The sequence below is a fragment of the Nocardioides sp. Root190 genome (genome assembly GCF_001428565.1).
Taxonomy (GTDB): domain Bacteria; phylum Actinomycetota; class Actinomycetes; order Propionibacteriales; family Nocardioidaceae; genus Nocardioides.
This window is the reverse complement of record NZ_LMIA01000013.1, coordinates 341,819-359,144: the sequence shown is the minus strand read 5'-3', so window position 1 is coordinate 359,144 and position 17,326 is coordinate 341,819. Positions and strand designations below refer to the sequence as shown.

The window sequence follows — 17,326 nt, the reverse complement described above, 5'->3', positions numbered from 1 at the left end:
GGATCAGGCGAAGGTCTTGCGGTACTGGTCGGGGGAGATGCCGAGACGTCGTCCGAAGTTGCGACGCAGGGACTCGGCCGAGCCGTAGCCGCAGCGGGTGGCCACCACCGTCACCGGGTCGTCGGTCTGCTCGAGGAGGCGCCGGGCTGCCTCGGTGCGGATTCGGTCGACGTAGGCGCCGGGCGCCTCGCCGATCTCCTCGGTGAAGACCCGGGTGAAGTGGCGCGGGCTCATCGCGGCACGCCGGGCGAGCTCGGTGACCGAGTGGGAGCCCGCAGGGTCCGCCTCGATGTGCTCCTGGACGTCGCGCACGGGGTCCCTTCGTGCCCGGGGCATCCACACCGGGGCGGCGAACTGGGTCTGGCCGCCGGGCCGCCGCAGGTGGAGCACCATCCAGCGCGCCACGGTCTGGGCGACCTCGTGACCGTGGTCGTCCTCGACCAGCGCGAGCGCGAGATCGATGCCGGCGCTCACGCCGGCGGCCGTCCACACCCGGTCCGAGCTCCGGACGAAGATCGGGTCCGGGTCGACGGTGACGGCCGGGTACTCCGCGGCGAGCCGTGCCGCCTCCGACCAGTGCGTGGTGGCTCGGCAGCCGTCGAGGAGTCCGGCCTCCGCGGCGAGGAAGGCACCGCTGCAGACGGTCACGACACGGCGCGCGCGGAGCGAGACCCCACGGATCCAGTCGATCAGCGCCGCATCTGCGCGGGCGCCGTCCACACCGAAGCCACCGGGCAGCACCACGGTGTCGATGAGGCCGTCGGCGCCCGGGAGCGGCTGCGTGACGATCTGCAGCCCGGTGCCGGGTCCGGTCGTGACGGGCCGCCCGCCGACCGAGACCACCGAGACGTCGTACCCGGTGTCGAGGCCGGTGCTGGCGAGGTACGTCGTGGCGCCGGTGAAGACGTCGAAGGGGCCGACCAGGTCGATGCCCTGGACCCCGTCGTACCCGACGACCACCACGGTGCGCATGGCTTCACTGTCCCGGCGCTCTGTGATGGCGTCAACGACAAGGACCCCACAGATCAGGACACTGGCGATAGATTGGACAGGTGTCCACGCTCTCCTCCGACTCCTTCTCCCTCTCCCCGCTGAGCACCGCCGAGGTCGAGGCGTCCGAGCACGTGCACGGCGCGCTGGCCGCGGACCTGCGACGGCTCGTCGACGTGGCGATCCGCACGGACGTCGACGAGGAGCGGGTCGCGCGTGCTCGCGCGCTGGTCCGTGAGGCCGAGCTCCTCCTCGCCGAGGAGGCCGCGAGCGGCCCGGCCGGGATCCACTTCAATGCCGAGGGCCGATCCTGGAACTGGGGCAACGCGGTCGTCGGCGTGCGCAACGCGATGGCCCCGCCGGTGGTCCTGAACTGGGGCGAGGACGACACAGTGTGGTCCGCATTCGACCTGGGCGTGGCCTACGAGGGACCGCCGGGATGCGTCCACGGAGGGGTGTCGGCGCTGATGCTCGACCACCTGATGGGCGAGACCGCGAGCGCGCGGCACACCCGGATGACGGTCACCGGCACCCTCACCCTGCGCTATGTCCAGCCGCTCCCGCTGGGGCCGGTGCGGATGGAGGGCCGGATCACCAGCGTCGAGGGACGCAAGGTCGTCGTGGACGCCCACATCGCCGCAGCCGGAGAGGGTTCCGACGGCAGTCCCGCGGTGCAGGCGCACGGACTATTCATCGTCCCGCGCTGGGCCCATGAGAACCCGGTCGAGGCGGACATCGGTTCGCTCGACTGAGTGGGCTCCGGCGGACTGGGTTGGCTCGGGAGGTCAGACCTCGTGTGAGAGCAGCCCGCTGTCGACGTCGTAGATGAAGCCACCGACCTTGACGGAGTCGGGGATGAGCGGGTGGGCGCGGACCTTGCGGACGTCCTCGGCCAGGCTCTGCTTCTGGTTCGGGATCACGTGGAAGGCGTGCCAGGTGACGTCCTGGCCGACCGCCTCGCCGATCTTCGCCTGGATCTCGGCCTCGGAGCTCGCCGCCATCGCACAGCGGGTGTGGGGGATCACCAGGATCCGGTCCACGTTGAGCAGGTGCGCGCCGAGGACCAGGGCCTCCAGCGCCGCCTCGGTGACACGGCCACCGGGGTTGCGGAAGATCTTGGCGTCGCCGTGCTTGAGACCGAGCATGCCCAGCGGATCGATCCGCGAGTCCATGCAGGTGACGATGGCGACGCCGGCATGAGCCTTGCCATCGAACCCACCCAGGTCGAACGAGTCCGCGAAAACGCGGTTTGCCTTCAACAGGTCATCGAAGTCGCCCACGGCCCTAGGTTATCCAGCCGCGTGCAGGACCTCGGCCGTGTCCACTCCTCGGGTGTTCGCCCGGGCGAACAGCACGAGGGCGAGTACGCCGGCAGCGAAGGCGGCCACGGCGGCGCCGACGAAGACGGAGTGCTCCTGGACGATGCCGAGCTCGAGGATGCTGAGGCTCGGGTCGTCCTCCTGGGCGGCGTACAGGCGACGCAGCCCGATGGTCGTGAGTGCCGAGATGCCGACGAGCATGCCGACCATCCGGGCGACCACGACCAGGGCGCTGGCCAGGCCGTGGGCGTCGTCGTCGGTGGAGGCCAGGATCGCGGCGTTGACGGGCGCGAGCGCCAGACCGAAGCCGAAGCCCCCGAGCACCAGCGGCAGGTTGGACGCGAAGCCGTCGAGGCTGGTGGCGTCCCACTGCGCCATCACCAGGAAGGACACCCCTGCCGCGGCCATGCCGGCGGCGGTCAGGACGCCCGCGTTGACCCGTCGCAGCAGCCAGCCGCCGACGATGGCACCGACGGGCAGTGCGGCGAGGAACCGGAGCAGCACCAGCGCGGCTCCCAGCTGGGACTCGCGCTCGGTGGTCGTGCGGGCGAAGAGCGGGATGTCGACCAGGGCCGCGATCAGCGCCCACCCGACCAGGAAGCTCACCACGAGCGAGCCCCACGCCGGAGTGGCGCGCAGCGCACCCCGCGGGACGATCGGGTCGTCCGCGCGACGCAGGTGCAGGAGCAGGAGTACGAGGGCGATCCCCGAACCGGCCAGGAACCACGGCCCCTGCGGCGAGAACACCGCGACCTCCGGGTCGGCGGTGGCGAAGGCGAGGACGATCCCGCCGAGGGTGAGCGCCAGCAGGGCGGCGCCCAGCAGGTCGGCGGCGAGCAGGTGGTCCAGCCAGCCGCGCAGGTCCACGAGCGCGCGCGGCAGGAACCAGCACCACAGGCTCAAGGCAACGAACGCGACGATCGTCGTGACGCCGATGGGGGTGATCCAGCGGTTGCCCCCGTCGACGTACGGGATGAAGAGCTGGCCCCAGGTGAGGTCGCGCTGGAGGCTGGAGGGCTGGATGAAGGTGATCAGGCCCGCGCCGGTGGTGACGGCGAGCAGGACGAGGGCCACGGGGCGGGTGAGGGCGGTGGGGAGGCGTCGGGCTGCACCGGTCGCTGGTTCCTCGCGCCCGGCACCCGACGAACGATGGGAGCGGGCGAGCACGGTGACGGAGACGAGCAGGACGGCGCCGCCGGCGAGGTTGATCGCGAAGATGCCGCGCCAGGTGGTGAACGAGAGCACGAGGGCGCCGAAGAGCGGGCCGAGCACGCTGCCGAACTCCTGGACCGCCGAGACCAGGCCGAGCGGCAGTCCGCGGCGTTCGACCGGGTAGAGGGCGGCGACCAGGGACATCGTGGCCGGCACGAGGCCGCCGCCGCCGACGCCCTGGAGGAAGCGGCCGGCGACCATGCTCGGGAGGTCGTAGGAGACCGCCGTGACCAAGGAGCCGATCGAGAACAGCACCAGCGACATCGCCAGGACCGGGACCTGTCCGCGCAGGTCGGCGATCCGGCCGATGAGCGGGAGCATCGCGACGTAGCCGAGCAGGAACCCGGACACGATCGGCGCCGCCCGCTGGAGCTCGTCCACGGGGATGCCGACGCCCGCCATCATGTCCGGCAGCGCGAGGACGACGACGTAGGTGTCGACCGCCGCGAAGGCCACGGCCACCGCGCAGAAGACGAGCAGCGCGCGGTCGCGGGCGAGCGGACCGCTGACCGGTTCGGTCACCCCTGCCGTGCTCATTCGGGTGCGGAGATGTCCTTGGTGACGTCGTACGCCGTCACGTCGATCGTGTAGGTCACCTCGTCGGCATCGGGGAAGAACACACCGGTCAGCCGGGCGGTGCGCAGCTGACCGTCCTCGTCCACGCGGTAGGTCGCGCCGAAGTCGTCGCCCTCGGCACAGGGCAGGATCTCGCGGATCGAGTCACCGGTGGCGGAGCCGGAGTAGGTGGTGAAGATCTCCTTGTTGTCCTCGCCGCCCCGCTCGGACTCGCCGGCCTTCACGTCCGTGCTGCTGGTCAGCACGTTGGAGACGCCGGTGTCGGGGTCGAGCAGCGTGGCCGGGTCGGGCGCGCACAGGTCCGCGGCCTGGAAGCGGTCGCTCCAGCCGCCGAGGAGGGCGTGGTTGATCCAGAGCGTGCCGTCGACGGAGATGACCGGCACGCCGCTGACGGGCAGTCCGGACACCGAACCGCTGACGTCGCCCTCGAAGGCGGGCGGGTCGGCGACGATCGTGCCGCTCGCCGCGGAGAGGTAGTCGACGCCCGGGTCGTCGCCCGTCGAGATGCTGACCTCGACTCCGCTGGTGTCGTCGAGGAACGTCTTCGCCTTGGCGGCCGTGTCGGTCCACGAGGGGGCGTCGTCGCCGCCACCGTCGTCGCCGGAGCAGGCGGTGAGAGCGCTGGCCGTGACCAGTGCGGTGAGCAGGCCAGCGGCGACACGGGTGGAGGTCGTCATGCAATCACCCTGACACATCGGGGGATGACGCCCCGGACCCAGGCGCCCCGGAGGCGGTCGCGTCGGAGCCGGACGCGGCGGTCGGGTCGAGGCTCAGCGATGCGACGAGCGGGCCTGCGGCAGCGGCGAGCGCCTGGCTGCCGGGCAGCCCGGATCCGTCACGTCGCCCGGTGGCCTCGGGCAGGTCGACCGGTGCACCGCTCGCGGCAGCCGCCCTGGCCGGCGCGGGACCGGCCCAGGCGAAGACGAGGGTGTCCTCGCCCTTGAGGAAGCGGTGGCAGCGGACGCCGCCGGTGGCGCGACCCTTGGCGGGGTACTCCCAGAAGTCGGTGACCTTGACCGAGCCCGGCTCGGTGCCGGGCAGGGCGGTGGAGGAGCCCGACGCCGTCACGAGGACCACTCCGCCGGGAGCGTTGAGGTCCAGGACGCCGAACCAGCTCACCCGTTCACGGTCGGTGACCCGGACGCCGGCCATGCCGCCGCCGGAGCGACCCTGCGGGCGCACGGAGTCCGCGGCGAAGTGCAGGAGCTGGGCGTCGGAGGTCACGAAGCAGAGCTCCTCCAGCCCGGTCTGCAGCTCGACGGCGCCGACGACCTCGTCGCCGTCCTTGAGGGAGATGACCTCCCACTCGTCCTTGCCGAGGACCTCCGGGTTGACCCGCTTGACCACTCCCTGGCGGGTGCCGAGGGCGAGTCCGTGGCCCTCGCCGGTGAGGGAGGTGAGCCCCAGCGCACGCTCGCCGGTCGCGAGCTCCAGCACCTCGGCGATGGGCAGGCCGCCCTGGAGGTTGGGCTCGTTGGCGGACGGCGGGATCGCCGGCAGGTCCAGCACGGCGAGCCGGATCAGTCGCCCGCGCGAGGTGAGCACGCCGACGTCGGCACGGGCCGTCGTACGGATCGCGGAGGTGACGACGTCGTGGTTGGCGCGGCCGCCGCCGGTGCCGATCTCGTCGGCGCCCGTCGTACGCGCCAGCAGGCCGGTGGAGGAGAGCAGTGCGAAGCAGGGGTCGTCGGCGACCTCGAGCTGCACGGCGGCTGCGGTGATGGCCGTGCTGCCGGCCGATTCGAGCAGGACTGTACGACGTGGGGTGCCGAAGGTCTTGGCCACGTCGGCGAGCTCGGTGGAGACGAGCTTCTTCAGCAGGGCCTCGTCGCCGAGGATCGCGTCGAGCTCCTCGATCGCCGTGCGCAGCTCCTCCTGCTCCTTCTCCAGCTCGATCCGGGAGAAGCGGGTGAGGCGTCGCAGCTGCATCTCGAGGATGTACTCGGCCTGCGCGTCGGAGAGGTCGAAGACGCTGCGGAGCCGCTCCTTGGCGGCAGCGGAGTTGTCGCTGGTCCGGATGACCTGGATGACCTCGTCGATGTCGAGCAGCGCGATCAGCAGGCCGTCGACGAGGTGCAGGCGTTCGGCCTTCTTGTTGCGGCGGAACTGGGTACGACGGCGCACGACCTCGTAGCGGTGCTTGAGGAAGACCTCGAGCAGCTCCTTGAGGCCCAGGGTGCGGGGCTGGCCGTCGACCAGGGCGACGTTGTTGATGCCGAAGGAGTCCTCCATCGGCGTCTGCTTGTAGAGCTGCTCGAGGAGCGCCTCGGGCACGAAGCCGTTCTTGACCTCGATGACCAGGCGCAGGCCGTTCTCGCGGTCGGTGAGGTCCTTCATGTCCGCGATGCCCTGGATCTTCTTGGACTGGACCAGCGTCTTGATCCGCTCCATGACCTTCTCGGTGCCGACGCCGTAGGGCAGCTCGGTCACCACGATGCCCTTGCGGCGCCCGATGGTCTCGATCCGGGCGGTGGCACGCATCCGGAAGACGCCGCGTCCGGTCTCGTAGGCGTCGCGGATCCCGTCGAGGCCGACGATCTTGCCGCCGGTCGGCAGGTCGGGGCCCGGGATGAACCTCATCAGGCCCTCGACGTCGGTCTTCGGGTGCTGGATCAGGTGGCGCAGCGCCTGCACGACCTCGACCAGGTTGTGCGGGGCCATGTTGGTGGCCATGCCGACCGCGATGCCGGTCGTTCCGTTGACGACCAGGCTGGGGATGGCCGAGGGCAGGACCGTGGGCTCGTACTCGCGGCTGTCGTAGTTGGGCTTGAAGTCGACAGTGTCCTCGTCGATCGAGTCCGTCATCGCGATCGCGGAGGGGGCCATGCGGCACTCGGTGTACCGCATCGCTGCGGGCGGGTCGTCGGGCGATCCGAAGTTGCCGTGCCCGTCGATGAAGGGCAGGCGCAGGGACCACGACTGGGCGGTGCGGACCAGGGCGTCGTAGATCGCGCCGTCGCCGTGCGGGTGCAGCCGACCCATGACCTCACCGACGACGCGCGCCGACTTCACGTGGCCGCGGTCGGGCCGCAGTCCCATGTCGTTCATCGTGTAGAGGATGCGGCGCTGGACCGGCTTGAGTCCGTCACGTGCATCGGGCAGTGCCCGCGAGTAGATGACGGAGTAGGCGTACTCCAGGAACGACGACTGCATCTCGTCTCGGATGTCGGTGTCGAGGATGTGCTCCTCGAAGTCCTCCGGAAGTGGATCCTGCTTGCTGCGCCGTGCCATGGACCTCATTCTTCCGCCTGAGCACTGACCAAGTGCGACTGGGCACGCCGGGGGCGTCCCACTGGTAGGTCCGGACCGATAGATTTGTCCTCGTGAGTGCTGGCGATGCGACCCCGACCGAAGAGATCGAGGCGCCGCCTGCGCACTGGGAGGGCGACGTCCTGCTCCGTGACGGGCGCACGGCCCACATCCGGCCGATCCGGCCCGAGGACGACGAGCTCATGGTCGAGTTCTACGCGCGGGTCTCCGACGAGTCGAAGTACTACCGGTTCTTCTCCCCGATGCCGGTCCTCTCCGAGCGCGACGTCCGTCGGTTCACCCACGTCGACCACACCGACCGGGTGGCCCTCGTGCTGGTCGTCCAGCAGCAGATGATCGCCGTCGGCAGGTATGACGTCGTGGGCGACAACGAGGCCGAGGTCGCCTTCCTCGTCGAGGACGACCACCAGGGCCGGGGTATCGCGCAGCTGCTGCTCGAGCACCTCGCGCAGGCCGGGCGGGAGCGTGGCGTCGAGAGGTTCACCGCCGAGGTGCTGCCCGACAACTCGCGGATGATCCAGACCTTCCGTGACGCGGGCTATCGCGTGGCGAGCGGCTACCACGACGGTGTCATCACGCTCGAGTTCCCCATCGACCCGACCGACACCGCGATCGGCGTGATGCGCGGTCGCGAGCACGCGGCCGAGGCTGCCTCGATCCAGCGCTTCTTCCACCCGAAGTCGGTCGCCATCATCGGTGCCAGCCGCCGCCAGGACACGATCGGTCAGGTCCTGGTCCGCAACCTGGTGATGGCCGACTTCACCGGTCGCGTCTACGTCGTCAACCCCAGCGCCCCCGCGGTGTCGGGGATGCCGGCCTACAAGAACGTCAACGACATCCCCGACGACGTCGACGTCGCGATCGTCGCCGTCCCGGCGGACGCCGTGACCGACGTGGTGCTCGACTGCGCCAACAAGGGCGTCCACGGACTGATCGTGATCTCGTCCGGCTTCGCGGAGACCGGCGAGGAGGGCCGTCGCCGTCAGCGGCACCTGGCCGGCCTCTGCCGTTCCTACGGTCTGCGCCTGATCGGACCCAACTGCCTCGGCGTGATCAACACCGACCCGACCGTCCAGGTCAACGCCTCCCTGTCCTCGGTGATGCCGACCCGCGGTCGTGCCGGCTTCTTCTGCCAGTCCGGTGCGCTCGGCTCGGCGATCCTGGAGAAGGTCCGCAACCGGGGCCTGGGCCTCTCGACGTTCGTCAGCGCCGGCAACCGTGCCGACGTGTCCGGCAACGACCTCCTGCAGTACTGGGAGGAGGACGACGCCACCGAGGTCGTGATGATGTACCTCGAGTCGATCGGTAATCCCCGCAAGTTCTCCCGCATCGCGCGCCGCGTGTCCCAGCGCAAGCCGATCGTGGCGGTCCGGTCCGGCCGGACCACCCAGGGTGTGCCGATGGGCCACGCCGTACGCCGCATCGGGGCACCGCAGGCGGCGGTCGACGCCATGTTCCGCCAGGCGGGCGTGATCCAGGTCGACACCCTCGACGACATGTTCGACGTCGCCCAGCTGCTCGCCCACCAGCCGCTGCCGCGGGGACGCCGGGTCGCGATCGTCGGCAACTCCGACGCGCTGGGCCTCCTCGCCGCCGACGCGGCCTCCGCGGTGGGGCTCGTGGTCAACCGCTCGGTCGCCCTGGGTGCCGACGCGACCGCCGAGGACTTCGAGGACGCCCTCGACGAGGCGATCGACGACCCGGACGTCGACTCGGTCATCGCCGTGTACATCCCGCCGCTCGACGTGTCGGGCGAAGAGGTCGCCAACGTGCTGGCCGCCGTGGGGGAGCAGTCCGACAAGCCGCTCGTGTCGTCCTTCCTCGGTGCCGAGGGCGTGCCCGAGCTCCTGCGGGTCCCCGATGTCGCGGGCTCGTCCGCCGGTCGAGGCTCGGTGCCGTCGTACCCCGCCGTCGAGGCGGCAGTGCGGGCCCTGGCCCGGGTGGTGGAGTACGCCGTGTGGCTGCACGCCCCGGACGGCGCACCCGCCAACCCCGACGGCGTGGACGACCGCTCCGCACGCCGGCTGGTCGACTCGATCCTGGCGGACCCCGAGGTCGCGAGCGCCGACAGGGAGGTCGAGCTGGACCGTGACCAGGTCTCCCGGCTCCTGGGGGCCTACGGCATCGAGCTGTGGCCCTCCCACCCCGTTCCCGACCTCGCTGCCGCGGTTGCGGCCGGCGAGGAGCTCGGCTGGGACGTCGTGCTCAAGTCGACGCTGTCCTCGGTGCGTGAGCGTCCCGACCAGATCCACGTCTGGCGCAACATCGGGGACGCCGGGGACATGCACGAGGCGTGGGACGCACTGAGCAAGCTCGTGGACCCGACGACCGGTCGGTTCGTCGTGCAGCGCAACGCACCGACCGGGGTACCGATCTCGGTGCGCTCCTTCGAGGACCCGTTGTTCGGTCCGGTCGTCTCCTTCGGCATCTCCGGTCCGGTGATCGAGCTGCTGGCCGACTGGTCCTACCGGATCCCGCCGCTCGGCGACCACGAGGTGGCCGCCATGGTGCGCGAGGTGAAGAGTGCCCCGCTGCTCTTCGGTTACCGCGGTGCCGACGCGGTCGACGTGGCAGCCATCGAGGACCTCATCGCCCGGGTCGCCGACCTGCAGAACGACCTCCCGCAGGTCAGCTCGCTCGAGCTGTCGCTGGTGCTGGCGGGCGTCGACGGTGCCCGGGTGCTGACGGCCTCGGCCCGGGTCGCCGCCGTCAAGGACCCGCGACCGGACTCGCTGGTGCGCCGGATGCCCGACCTGGTCACCACGCTTCCCGACTGATTCCCCGCTGGCTCCCGGCTGGCTCCCGCCACGCTGCCGCCTCCGGGCCTGACCCGTCGTGGCAGGATGCGCGCATGACTGACGGGGACCGCCGTACCGAGCTCAACGGTGCGATCGACCGCACCGGCTACTACCCCGAGGTCGTGGCCGATGCCGTGGACGGCGCCGTCGGCGGCGAGAGCGTGGTGTCCTTCTACGTGCACCACGAGCCGACCTTCGAGCGTGACGAGGTGCGGCGCCACCAGACGGTGATCGTGCTGACCCCGACCCGGCTGATCCTCGCCCACACCGATGAGCACACCGGCGACGACCTGCTGCCCGAGCCCTACACCTCCACCTCCACCGAGGCGGTCAGCCTGCGCGCTGTCGCCTCGGTCGTGGTCACCCGGATGACGACCAACCCCACGTCGGGCCCGCGCCCGCCCGCGGAGGCAGTCCTCACCATCGGCTGGGGAGCGGTCAGTCGCCTCGACCTCGAGCCCGCGGCCTGCGACGACCCGCAGTGCGAGGCCGACCACGGCTACACCGGCACCATGTCCTCCGACGACTTCTCGCTGCGGGTCTCCGCGGCGGCCGACGGTCCGGACGCGGTCGGCGGCATGCTGTCGTTCGCTGCCTCGCTCTCCGCGCTGACCCGGGGCTGAGGCGGGTGAGCACCAGCGGCGAGGCCTTCTGCGAGCCTGCGTACGGCGTACGCTCCCTCGGCGACCTGGTCCCGGCCGCCGCCCACGCCCTCGGCAGCCCGCTCGGACCGGCCCCGACGAACCTCGTGCTGCCGGATGCCGCGTCGTACGTCGTCTTCCTCATCGACGGTCTCGGCGCCCGCCTCCTGGAGCGCTACGCCCACGCAGCGCCGTACCTCTCCTCGCTGCTCGCGGGCTCCGCCCCGGCCACGGCCGGTGTCCCGTCGACCACCTCGACCTCGCTCACCTCGCTCGGCACCGGGCTGGCCCCGGGCGCGCACGGCTTGGTGGGCTTCACCACCCGGATCCCCGGCACCAGCGACCTGCTCAACGCGCTGGTGTGGGACCACGACATCGACCCGACCCAGTGGCAGCCGCACCAGACGACGTTCAGCTCGCTGCAGGCGGCGGGCGTGCGGGTCACGGTCGTCAACAAGCGCGAGTTCAACGGCAGCGGGCTCACGGTCGCGGCGCACCGCGGAGCCGACTACGTCGGTGTCGACCGGGTCGGCGAGCGGATCGCGGCCGTCGTGGCGGCCTCGACGCCGGGTCCGCGCCAGTCTGCGCTGACCTACGTGTACGACGGCGACCTCGACTGGACCGGCCACCGCTGGGGCGTCGCCTCGAGCCAGTGGCTGCAGCAGCTCGCGATGATCGACCACGAGGCCGAGCAGCTGCGTGAGGCACTGCCTGTCGACCGGCGGCTGGTGGTCGTGGCCGACCACGGCATGGTCGACGTGTCGGAGCAGTCGCGCATCGACGTCGCGGAGCACGACGAGCTGCGCTCCGGCGTCGCGATCGTCGGCGGCGAGGCCCGCTTCCGGCACCTCTACTGCCGTGGTGGCGCCGTTCCCGACGTGATCACCACCTGGCAGGAGGTGCTCGGCGCGCGCGCCGACGTCCTGACCCGGGCCGAGGCGATCGGACGGGGCTGGTTCGGTCCGGTCGACCCGTCGGTCCTGCCGCGGATCGGCGACGTCGTCGTCGCCTGTCGCGACGACTTCGCGGTGCTCTCCACCGAGGGCTTCCCCTACGAGGCCAAGCTCATCGGCATGCACGGTTCGCTCACCCACGACGAGATGCTGATCCCCGTCCTGGTGGACTGAGTCAGCTGAACGGCAGCGGTTCGGCGGAGAGGCTGACCGCGCGAGCCCGGGCCGCGGTGAGTCCGCGGCGGTGGTGCTGGCGGCACAGCACCTCGTAGGCGACGTCGACCTCGTCGACGGCGGTGGGCGGGTGGTCGGCGTCGACGTCACCGACGACGATCACCTCGCCCTCAGTGACCATCACGCCGTCCTCGGTGCGGGCGTTGTGGGTCGCCCGCCGGCCGCACCAGCACAGCGCCTCGACCTGCAGCACCTCGGTGCGGTCGGCGAGCTCGACCAGGCGGGCGGCGCCCGGGAAGAGGCGGGTGCGGAAGTCGGTGAGGATGCCGAAGCAGAAGACGTCGATCTGGAGCTCGTCGACCACCTTCGCGAGCTGGTCCACCTGCTCGGGTGTGTAGAACTGGGCCTCGTCGCAGATGAAGTAGTCGATCCGGGCGCCCTGGGTCAGCGCATCGACGGTGTAGCGCCAGAAGTCGAACTCCGGCTCGACCTCCTCGGCCTGCGCCGAGAGCCCCAGCCGCGAGGAGACCGTCGCGGTCCCGGCCCGGTCGTGCGAGGTGAAGAGCCGTCCGGCACGTCCCCGCGCTGAGTGGTTGTGGTTGGTCTGCAACGCCAGGGTCGACTTCCCGGCATCCATCGTCCCGGTTCGGAAGGTCAGCTCGGCCACGGACCGCATCCTCTCATCCGGGATCGGGTCCATCGGATCCGACAGTCGGTTCGGGGACGGTGATCGCCGCAATCGCCTGCGCCCAAGCCGAAAGCGGCGAACACTGGTGATCCGGATCTCAAGGAGAGGTGAGGTGGATGATGGGGGTCACCACCACCCAGGCATCGACGTGGGTACGTCGCGCCATCGGCATCGTCGGCCTGGTCGCAGTGCTGGCCGTCATCCTGGCCACCACCGGCATCGTGGAGCAGGGGGCTCCCGCCGCGGATCCCTCGCCGACGGGCGCCGAGGCGGCCCCGCCGACTCCGATCGAGGTGCCCCCGGCGCCGGCGCCGGACCCGGAGCCCGCCGCAGCGATCGAGCCCGCGGCCGTGCGCCAGGCGCCGGTCGACGGACTCGCCGGCTACGACGGGCTCCTGCTCGACGCGCCGGCCGCATCCCTGCTGGCCTACCAGCGGGCGGCCACCATCATCGACGCCGCTGCGGACTGCAACCTGGACTGGCTGGTGCTCGCAGCGATCGCTCGCATCGAGTCCGACCACGGCCGCGGAATCGACGGTGGACACCAGGTCTCGAGCACCGGACTCGTCACGCCCGCCCTCGTCGGCCCGGCCCTCGACGGACGTCAGGGACGCGGGCTCGTCGACGACACCGATGCCGGCGCCCTCGACGCAGACCCGCGCTGGGACGCCGCTGTGGGACCGCTCGGCATCCTGCCCGCGACCTGGTCGAACGTCGCGGTGGACGCCGACGGCAACGGCGAGCGCGACCCGCAGGACGTCGACGACGCGGCCCTGGGCGCGAGCGTCCTGCTGTGCTCCGGCAGCCCGGACCTCGACGACCCCCGGGAGCTGGCGGCCGCACTCACGGCGTACCACTTGACGGAGGGGTTCGCCGACACCGTGCTGGCCCTCGCTGCGAGGTACGCCGAGGAGCTCGTCGACGTCTCGCTCGCCGTCCCGATGCTGGCGACCGCGCCGTGGCCGACCGACCTCGTCGAGCTGTGCACGTGCGCCGACGACGTCCGTGCCGCGCTGGAGCAGGCGAAGAACGCAGCCGCCGGGAGCAGCTCGACCGGCGTCGGGACCGGCGCCGGTGGCGGGTTCACACCTCCCGTCACGCCGCAGCCGACTCCGCAGCCCACGCCGGAGCCGACGCCGGAGCCGCAGCCCGAACCGACACCGGAGCCGGAGCCGACGCCTGAGCCGGAGCCGGAGCCGACGCCTGAGCCGACGCCTGAGCCGGAGCCGGAGCCGACGCCTGAGCCGACGCCTGAGCCGACGCCTGAGCCGGAGCCGGAGCCGGAGCCGACGCCTGAGCCGGAGCCGACGCCTCAGCCGGAGCCGACGCCCGAGGCCGACCAGGTCAGCGCCCGCGAGGCATCGGAGGGCACCGAGCCGGACGGCGCCGCCGCGTCGGAGGAGCCGGCGCCGGCGGCAGCCGCGGGAGAGCCACCCGCGGCCTCGTAGGCTGGCCCGGTGACGACGGACGCCCTGCTCGGGGTCAGTGACCTCCCCTTCCAGCTGCCCGACTTCGCCCGGATCCGGGACGAGGACTACGGCCCCGCGATCGAGGCCGCCATGGCGGAGCAGATCGCGGCGATCGCTGCGATCACCGCCGACCCGGCGCCGGCCGACTTCGAGAACACCGTGGTGCCGCTCGAGCTCAGCGGGAGCACGCTCTCGCGGGTGCTGGGGGTGTTCCACAACAAGGCGAGCGCCGACGCGACGCCTGCCGTCGACGTCGTCCGCTCGGAGTTCGCGTCACGGCTGGCGGCGCACTCCGACGCGATCCGGCTCGACCCCGTGCTGTGGGAGCGGATCCAGGCCGTCGCGGCGGACGCAGAGCGCCTGGAGCCCGAGGCCGCCTACCTGGTCGAGCGCTACGTCACCGGCTTCCGTCTCGCGGGTGCGGCGCTCGGTGAGGACGACAAGTCCCGGCTCCGCGCGCTCAACGAGGAGATCTCCCGCAACGAGACGGCCTTCGAGCTCGCCCTCCAGGCCGACAGCAACGACCTCGGCCTCGTCGTCGAGGACGCCGCCGACCTCGACGGACTCACCCCGGGAGAGATCTCCGCCGCTGCGGCAGCGGCCGAGGCGCGCGGACTCGCCGGTCAGCACCTCCTCACGCTCGTGCTGCCGACCGCCCACCCGCACCTGTCCGCCCTCACGGACCGCGAGGTGCGCCGCCGGCTGTCGCAGGCCCAGCGGCTCCGTGGCGCGCGGGGCGGCGAGCACGACACCCGGACGCTCGCGCTGTCCGTCCTCCGGCTGCGCGCCGAGCGGGCACGACTGCTCGGATTCGTCAGTCACGCTGCCGCGGTCACGGCCGACAACACCGCCGGCACGCCCGAGGCGGTCCGCTCGTTGCTCGAGCGCCTCGCGGCGCCCGCCGCCCGCAACGCACGCCGCGAGCAGGAGGCGCTGGCGGCCCAGGCCGGCTTCGCCATCGAGCCCTGGGACTGGGCCTTCTACGCCGAGCGGGTCCGCGCCGCGCAGTACGACGTCGACCTGGCCGCACTGCGGCCGTGGTTCGAGGCCGAGCGGGTCCTGCGCGACGGCGTCTTCTTCGCGGCGGAGCGGCTCTACGGGCTCACCTTCGTCGAGCGCGACGACCTCGAGGGCTACCACCCCGACGTCCGGGTCTTCGAGGTGAGCCGCGACGGCGACCCGATCGGGCTCTACCTGCTCGACCTCTACACCCGCGACTCCAAGCGCGGGGGCGCGTGGATGAGCAGCTTCGTCGACCAGTCCGTGCTGACCGGCAGCGACACCGCCGTGGTCGTCAACAACCTCAACGTGCCGAAGCCGGCTGCGGGGGAGGCGACGCTGCTGACGTGGGACGAGATCCGCACCCTGTTCCACGAGTTCGGCCACGCCCTCCACGGACTGCTGGCCCGGGCGACGTACCCCTCACAGGCCGGCACGGCCGTGTTCCGCGACTTCGTGGAGTACCCCTCCCAGGTCAACGAGATGTGGATCCTGTGGCCCGAGGTGCTCTCCAACTACGCGGTGCACCACGAGACGGGGGAGCCGATCCCGGAGGACGTCGTCGCGCGGATCCGCTCGGCCGAGACGTTCAACGAGGGCTTCGGCACGAGCGAGTACCTCGCGGCCGCCCTGATCGACCTCGCCTGGCACGAGCTCGCTCCCGAGGACGTGCCGACCGACCCCGACGAGGTGCAGGCGTTCGAGCAGCGGGCGCTGGCCGCGGTGGGCCTCGACAACCCGGCCGTGCCGCCGCGCTACTCCACGCCGTACTTCGCCCACAGCTTCAGCTCCGGCTACGCCTCGGCCTACTACTCCTACATCTGGAGCGAGGTGCTCGACGCCGACACCGTCGCGTGGTTCCGGGAGAACGGCGGCCTCACCCGCGCCAACGGCGACCAGTACGTCGAGCACGTCATCGGGATCGGCGGCACCCGTGACCCGCTGGAGTCGTACGCCGCCTGGCGTGGCCGCCCGGCGCCGATCGAGCCGTTGCTGGTGCGCCGCGGCCTGACCTGATCTCTCCGCCGCTCGAGTCAGGTGGCGGGGCGGACCCGCAGGACCAGGTCGTTGCCGCCGCCGTTGTCGGTGGTGACGAGGAGCGAGCCGTCGGGGGTGCGGGTGACGTCGCGGAGGCGGCCGTAGGTGCGCAGCTCGGCGGGGTAGCGGGTGAACTGGTAGCGGCCGGTGCGGTCGAACTTCACGAACATCAGGCGCTTGCCCTTGAGCACGGCGACGGCGAGTGCGCCGTTGAGGTCGCCCCAGCGGCTGCCCACGACGACGTCCATGCCCGAGGGTGCGATGGTCGGGTCGCCGGAGCGCCAGCGCGCGGCGTACTGGGCGCCTGGCAGGCTCCCGTCGGTCATGGGTCGGCTCTCGTCGTAGCCGGGGACGGGGTTCCACCCGTAGTTGCGTCCGCTGCCGATCAGGTTGATCTCGTCGTCGCGGTAGCTGCCGTGCTCCACCGCCCACAACGAGCCGTCCGGGCGCTGGGCCAGGCCCTGCACGTTGCGGTGGCCGTAGCTGTAGATGAAGCGGCGGTTGCTCTTGCTGGTCGCCCACGGGTTGCTGGGCCACGGCTTGCCGGTGACGCGGTGCAGACGTAGGATCTTGCCGCCGTACGAGCTCAGGGACTGCGGGTTGGTGCCCTTTGCGGCGTCGCCGGTGCCGATGACCAGGGCGCCACTGCTCTGGACCATCAGGCGGCAGCCACCGTGGCGACCGGTGCTGTTGGAGGGAAGCCCGCCGATCAGCGTGCCGGCCGAGGTCGCCTTGGTCAGTCCGGCGTCGAGGCGCCACGCGATCACCCGGATGTCGTGGGCGCCCGTCGAGAGCTTCCAGCCCGAGCAGGTGTAGATCCGCCGGTTGGAGGCGAATCCCGGGTCGACGGCCAGGCCGAGCAAACCGGTCTCGCCCTGCGCCCACACCGAGGAGCTCGGGAACGCGAGGTCGCGCTTGGCGCCGGTGGTCGGGTTGATCAGCGTGAGCGTCCGCCGCTCCCGCTGGGTCACGAGCAGCTGACCGCCCGGCAGCACACCGACCTCCCACGGGTGGTCGAGGCCGGAGGCCACCACCTCGACGTCGAGGGCGGGCGAGGCCGCCGCCTCGGCGACGCCGGGACCGGCGCCGCCGAGGAGGGACGTCACGAGGGCAAGAGCTCCGAGAAGGGCGATGCGTGCACGCATGTGACGACGGTACGCCGTCAGGTCCCACCTCAGAAGGTGCGCTCAGAAGGTGCG

The 17,326-nt window shown here is 71.7% G+C and carries 13 protein-coding genes; 6 read left to right on the top strand and 7 right to left on the bottom strand.

The genetic code is table 11. The features are described 5' to 3' along the window. Positions 1-3: 3 nt before the first annotated feature. A complete protein-coding gene (locus tag ASE01_RS22235; protein ID WP_056757917.1) occupies positions 4-972 on the bottom strand; it encodes a GlxA family transcriptional regulator in 969 nt (322 codons plus the stop codon). Between the two features lie 80 nt (positions 973-1,052). On the opposite strand from ASE01_RS22235, the gene ASE01_RS22230 reads away from it, so the two are divergent. Beyond that, entirely contained in the window at positions 1,053-1,742 is a 690-nt protein-coding gene (locus tag ASE01_RS22230) for a PaaI family thioesterase (RefSeq protein ID WP_056757915.1), read from the top strand. A gap of 33 nt (positions 1,743-1,775) precedes the next feature. Here the strand turns inward: ASE01_RS22230 and ASE01_RS22225 are convergent, their stop codons facing one another. The 4 genes from ASE01_RS22225 to ASE01_RS22210 are packed head-to-tail and all read right to left on the bottom strand — an operon-like array spanning position 1,776 to position 7,328. Next, entirely contained in the window at positions 1,776-2,270 is a 495-nt protein-coding gene (locus ASE01_RS22225; protein WP_056757912.1) for a beta-class carbonic anhydrase, read from the bottom strand. 9 nt (positions 2,271-2,279) lie between these two features. Next, complete coding sequence (locus tag ASE01_RS22220) at positions 2,280-4,043, bottom strand: MFS transporter (RefSeq protein WP_235536152.1); 1,764 nt, start codon at positions 4,041-4,043, stop codon at positions 2,280-2,282. 11 nt (positions 4,044-4,054) lie between these two features. After that, positions 4,055-4,774, bottom strand: coding sequence for an LppX_LprAFG lipoprotein (locus tag ASE01_RS22215; RefSeq protein WP_056757905.1), 720 nt, complete (start codon positions 4,772-4,774; stop codon positions 4,055-4,057). 4 nt (positions 4,775-4,778) lie between these two features. Next, positions 4,779-7,328: a DNA topoisomerase (ATP-hydrolyzing) subunit A gene (locus tag ASE01_RS22210; protein WP_056757903.1), complete on the bottom strand. Its 2,550-nt coding sequence runs from the start codon at positions 7,326-7,328 to the stop codon at positions 4,779-4,781. A gap of 92 nt (positions 7,329-7,420) precedes the next feature. On the opposite strand from ASE01_RS22210, the gene ASE01_RS22205 reads away from it, so the two are divergent. The 3 genes from ASE01_RS22205 to ASE01_RS22195 all read left to right on the top strand — a co-directional run bounded on the left by ASE01_RS22205 (position 7,421) and on the right by ASE01_RS22195 (position 11,933). After that, on the top strand, positions 7,421-10,144 hold the full coding sequence (locus tag ASE01_RS22205) for a bifunctional GNAT family N-acetyltransferase/acetate--CoA ligase family protein (RefSeq protein WP_235536150.1): 2,724 nt from the start codon (positions 7,421-7,423) through the stop codon (positions 10,142-10,144). Between the two features lie 74 nt (positions 10,145-10,218). Continuing rightward, complete coding sequence (locus ASE01_RS22200; protein ID WP_056757900.1) at positions 10,219-10,788, top strand: DUF5998 family protein; 570 nt, start codon at positions 10,219-10,221, stop codon at positions 10,786-10,788. A 5-nt stretch (positions 10,789-10,793) separates the two neighbouring features. Beyond that, positions 10,794-11,933, top strand: coding sequence for an alkaline phosphatase family protein (locus ASE01_RS22195; RefSeq protein ID WP_157537721.1), 1,140 nt, complete (start codon positions 10,794-10,796; stop codon positions 11,931-11,933). A gap of 1 nt (position 11,934) precedes the next feature. Here the strand turns inward: ASE01_RS22195 and ASE01_RS22190 are convergent, their stop codons facing one another. After that, positions 11,935-12,600 (bottom strand): thymidine kinase, encoded by a 666-nt coding sequence (locus tag ASE01_RS22190; protein ID WP_056758238.1) that lies wholly within the window; start codon positions 12,598-12,600, stop codon positions 11,935-11,937. Between the two features lie 137 nt (positions 12,601-12,737). Here ASE01_RS22190 and ASE01_RS25085 point away from each other — a divergent pair, with 137 nt between their 5' ends. Both ASE01_RS25085 and ASE01_RS22180 read left to right on the top strand, forming a co-directional pair. Beyond that, positions 12,738-14,069, top strand: a complete 1,332-nt coding sequence (locus ASE01_RS25085; RefSeq protein ID WP_056757897.1) for a hypothetical protein — start codon at positions 12,738-12,740, stop codon at positions 14,067-14,069. Between the two features lie 9 nt (positions 14,070-14,078). Then, on the top strand, positions 14,079-16,106 hold the full coding sequence (locus ASE01_RS22180; protein WP_056757894.1) for a M3 family metallopeptidase: 2,028 nt from the start codon (positions 14,079-14,081) through the stop codon (positions 16,104-16,106). Positions 16,107-16,123: 17 nt separating this feature from the next. Here ASE01_RS22180 and ASE01_RS22175 read toward each other — a convergent pair whose 3' ends face one another. Then, a complete protein-coding gene (locus ASE01_RS22175) occupies positions 16,124-17,272 on the bottom strand; it encodes a PQQ-dependent sugar dehydrogenase (protein WP_056757891.1) in 1,149 nt (382 codons plus the stop codon). Positions 17,273-17,326: the final 54 nt, after the last annotated feature.

Coding starts and splice junctions, on each gene's coding strand:
- ASE01_RS22235 (WP_056757917.1), bottom strand. CDS start 972: ATGCGCACCGTGGTGGTCGTCGGGTACGACGGGGTCCAGGGCATCGAC.
- ASE01_RS22215 (WP_056757905.1), bottom strand. CDS start 4,774: ATGACGACCTCCACCCGTGTCGCCGCTGGCCTGCTCACCGCACTGGTC.
- ASE01_RS22210 (WP_056757903.1), bottom strand. CDS start 7,328: ATGGCACGGCGCAGCAAGCAGGATCCACTTCCGGAGGACTTCGAGGAG.
- ASE01_RS22200 (WP_056757900.1), top strand. CDS start 10,219: ATGACTGACGGGGACCGCCGTACCGAGCTCAACGGTGCGATCGACCGC.
- ASE01_RS25085 (WP_056757897.1), top strand. CDS start 12,738: ATGATGGGGGTCACCACCACCCAGGCATCGACGTGGGTACGTCGCGCC.
- ASE01_RS22175 (WP_056757891.1), bottom strand. CDS start 17,272: ATGCGTGCACGCATCGCCCTTCTCGGAGCTCTTGCCCTCGTGACGTCC.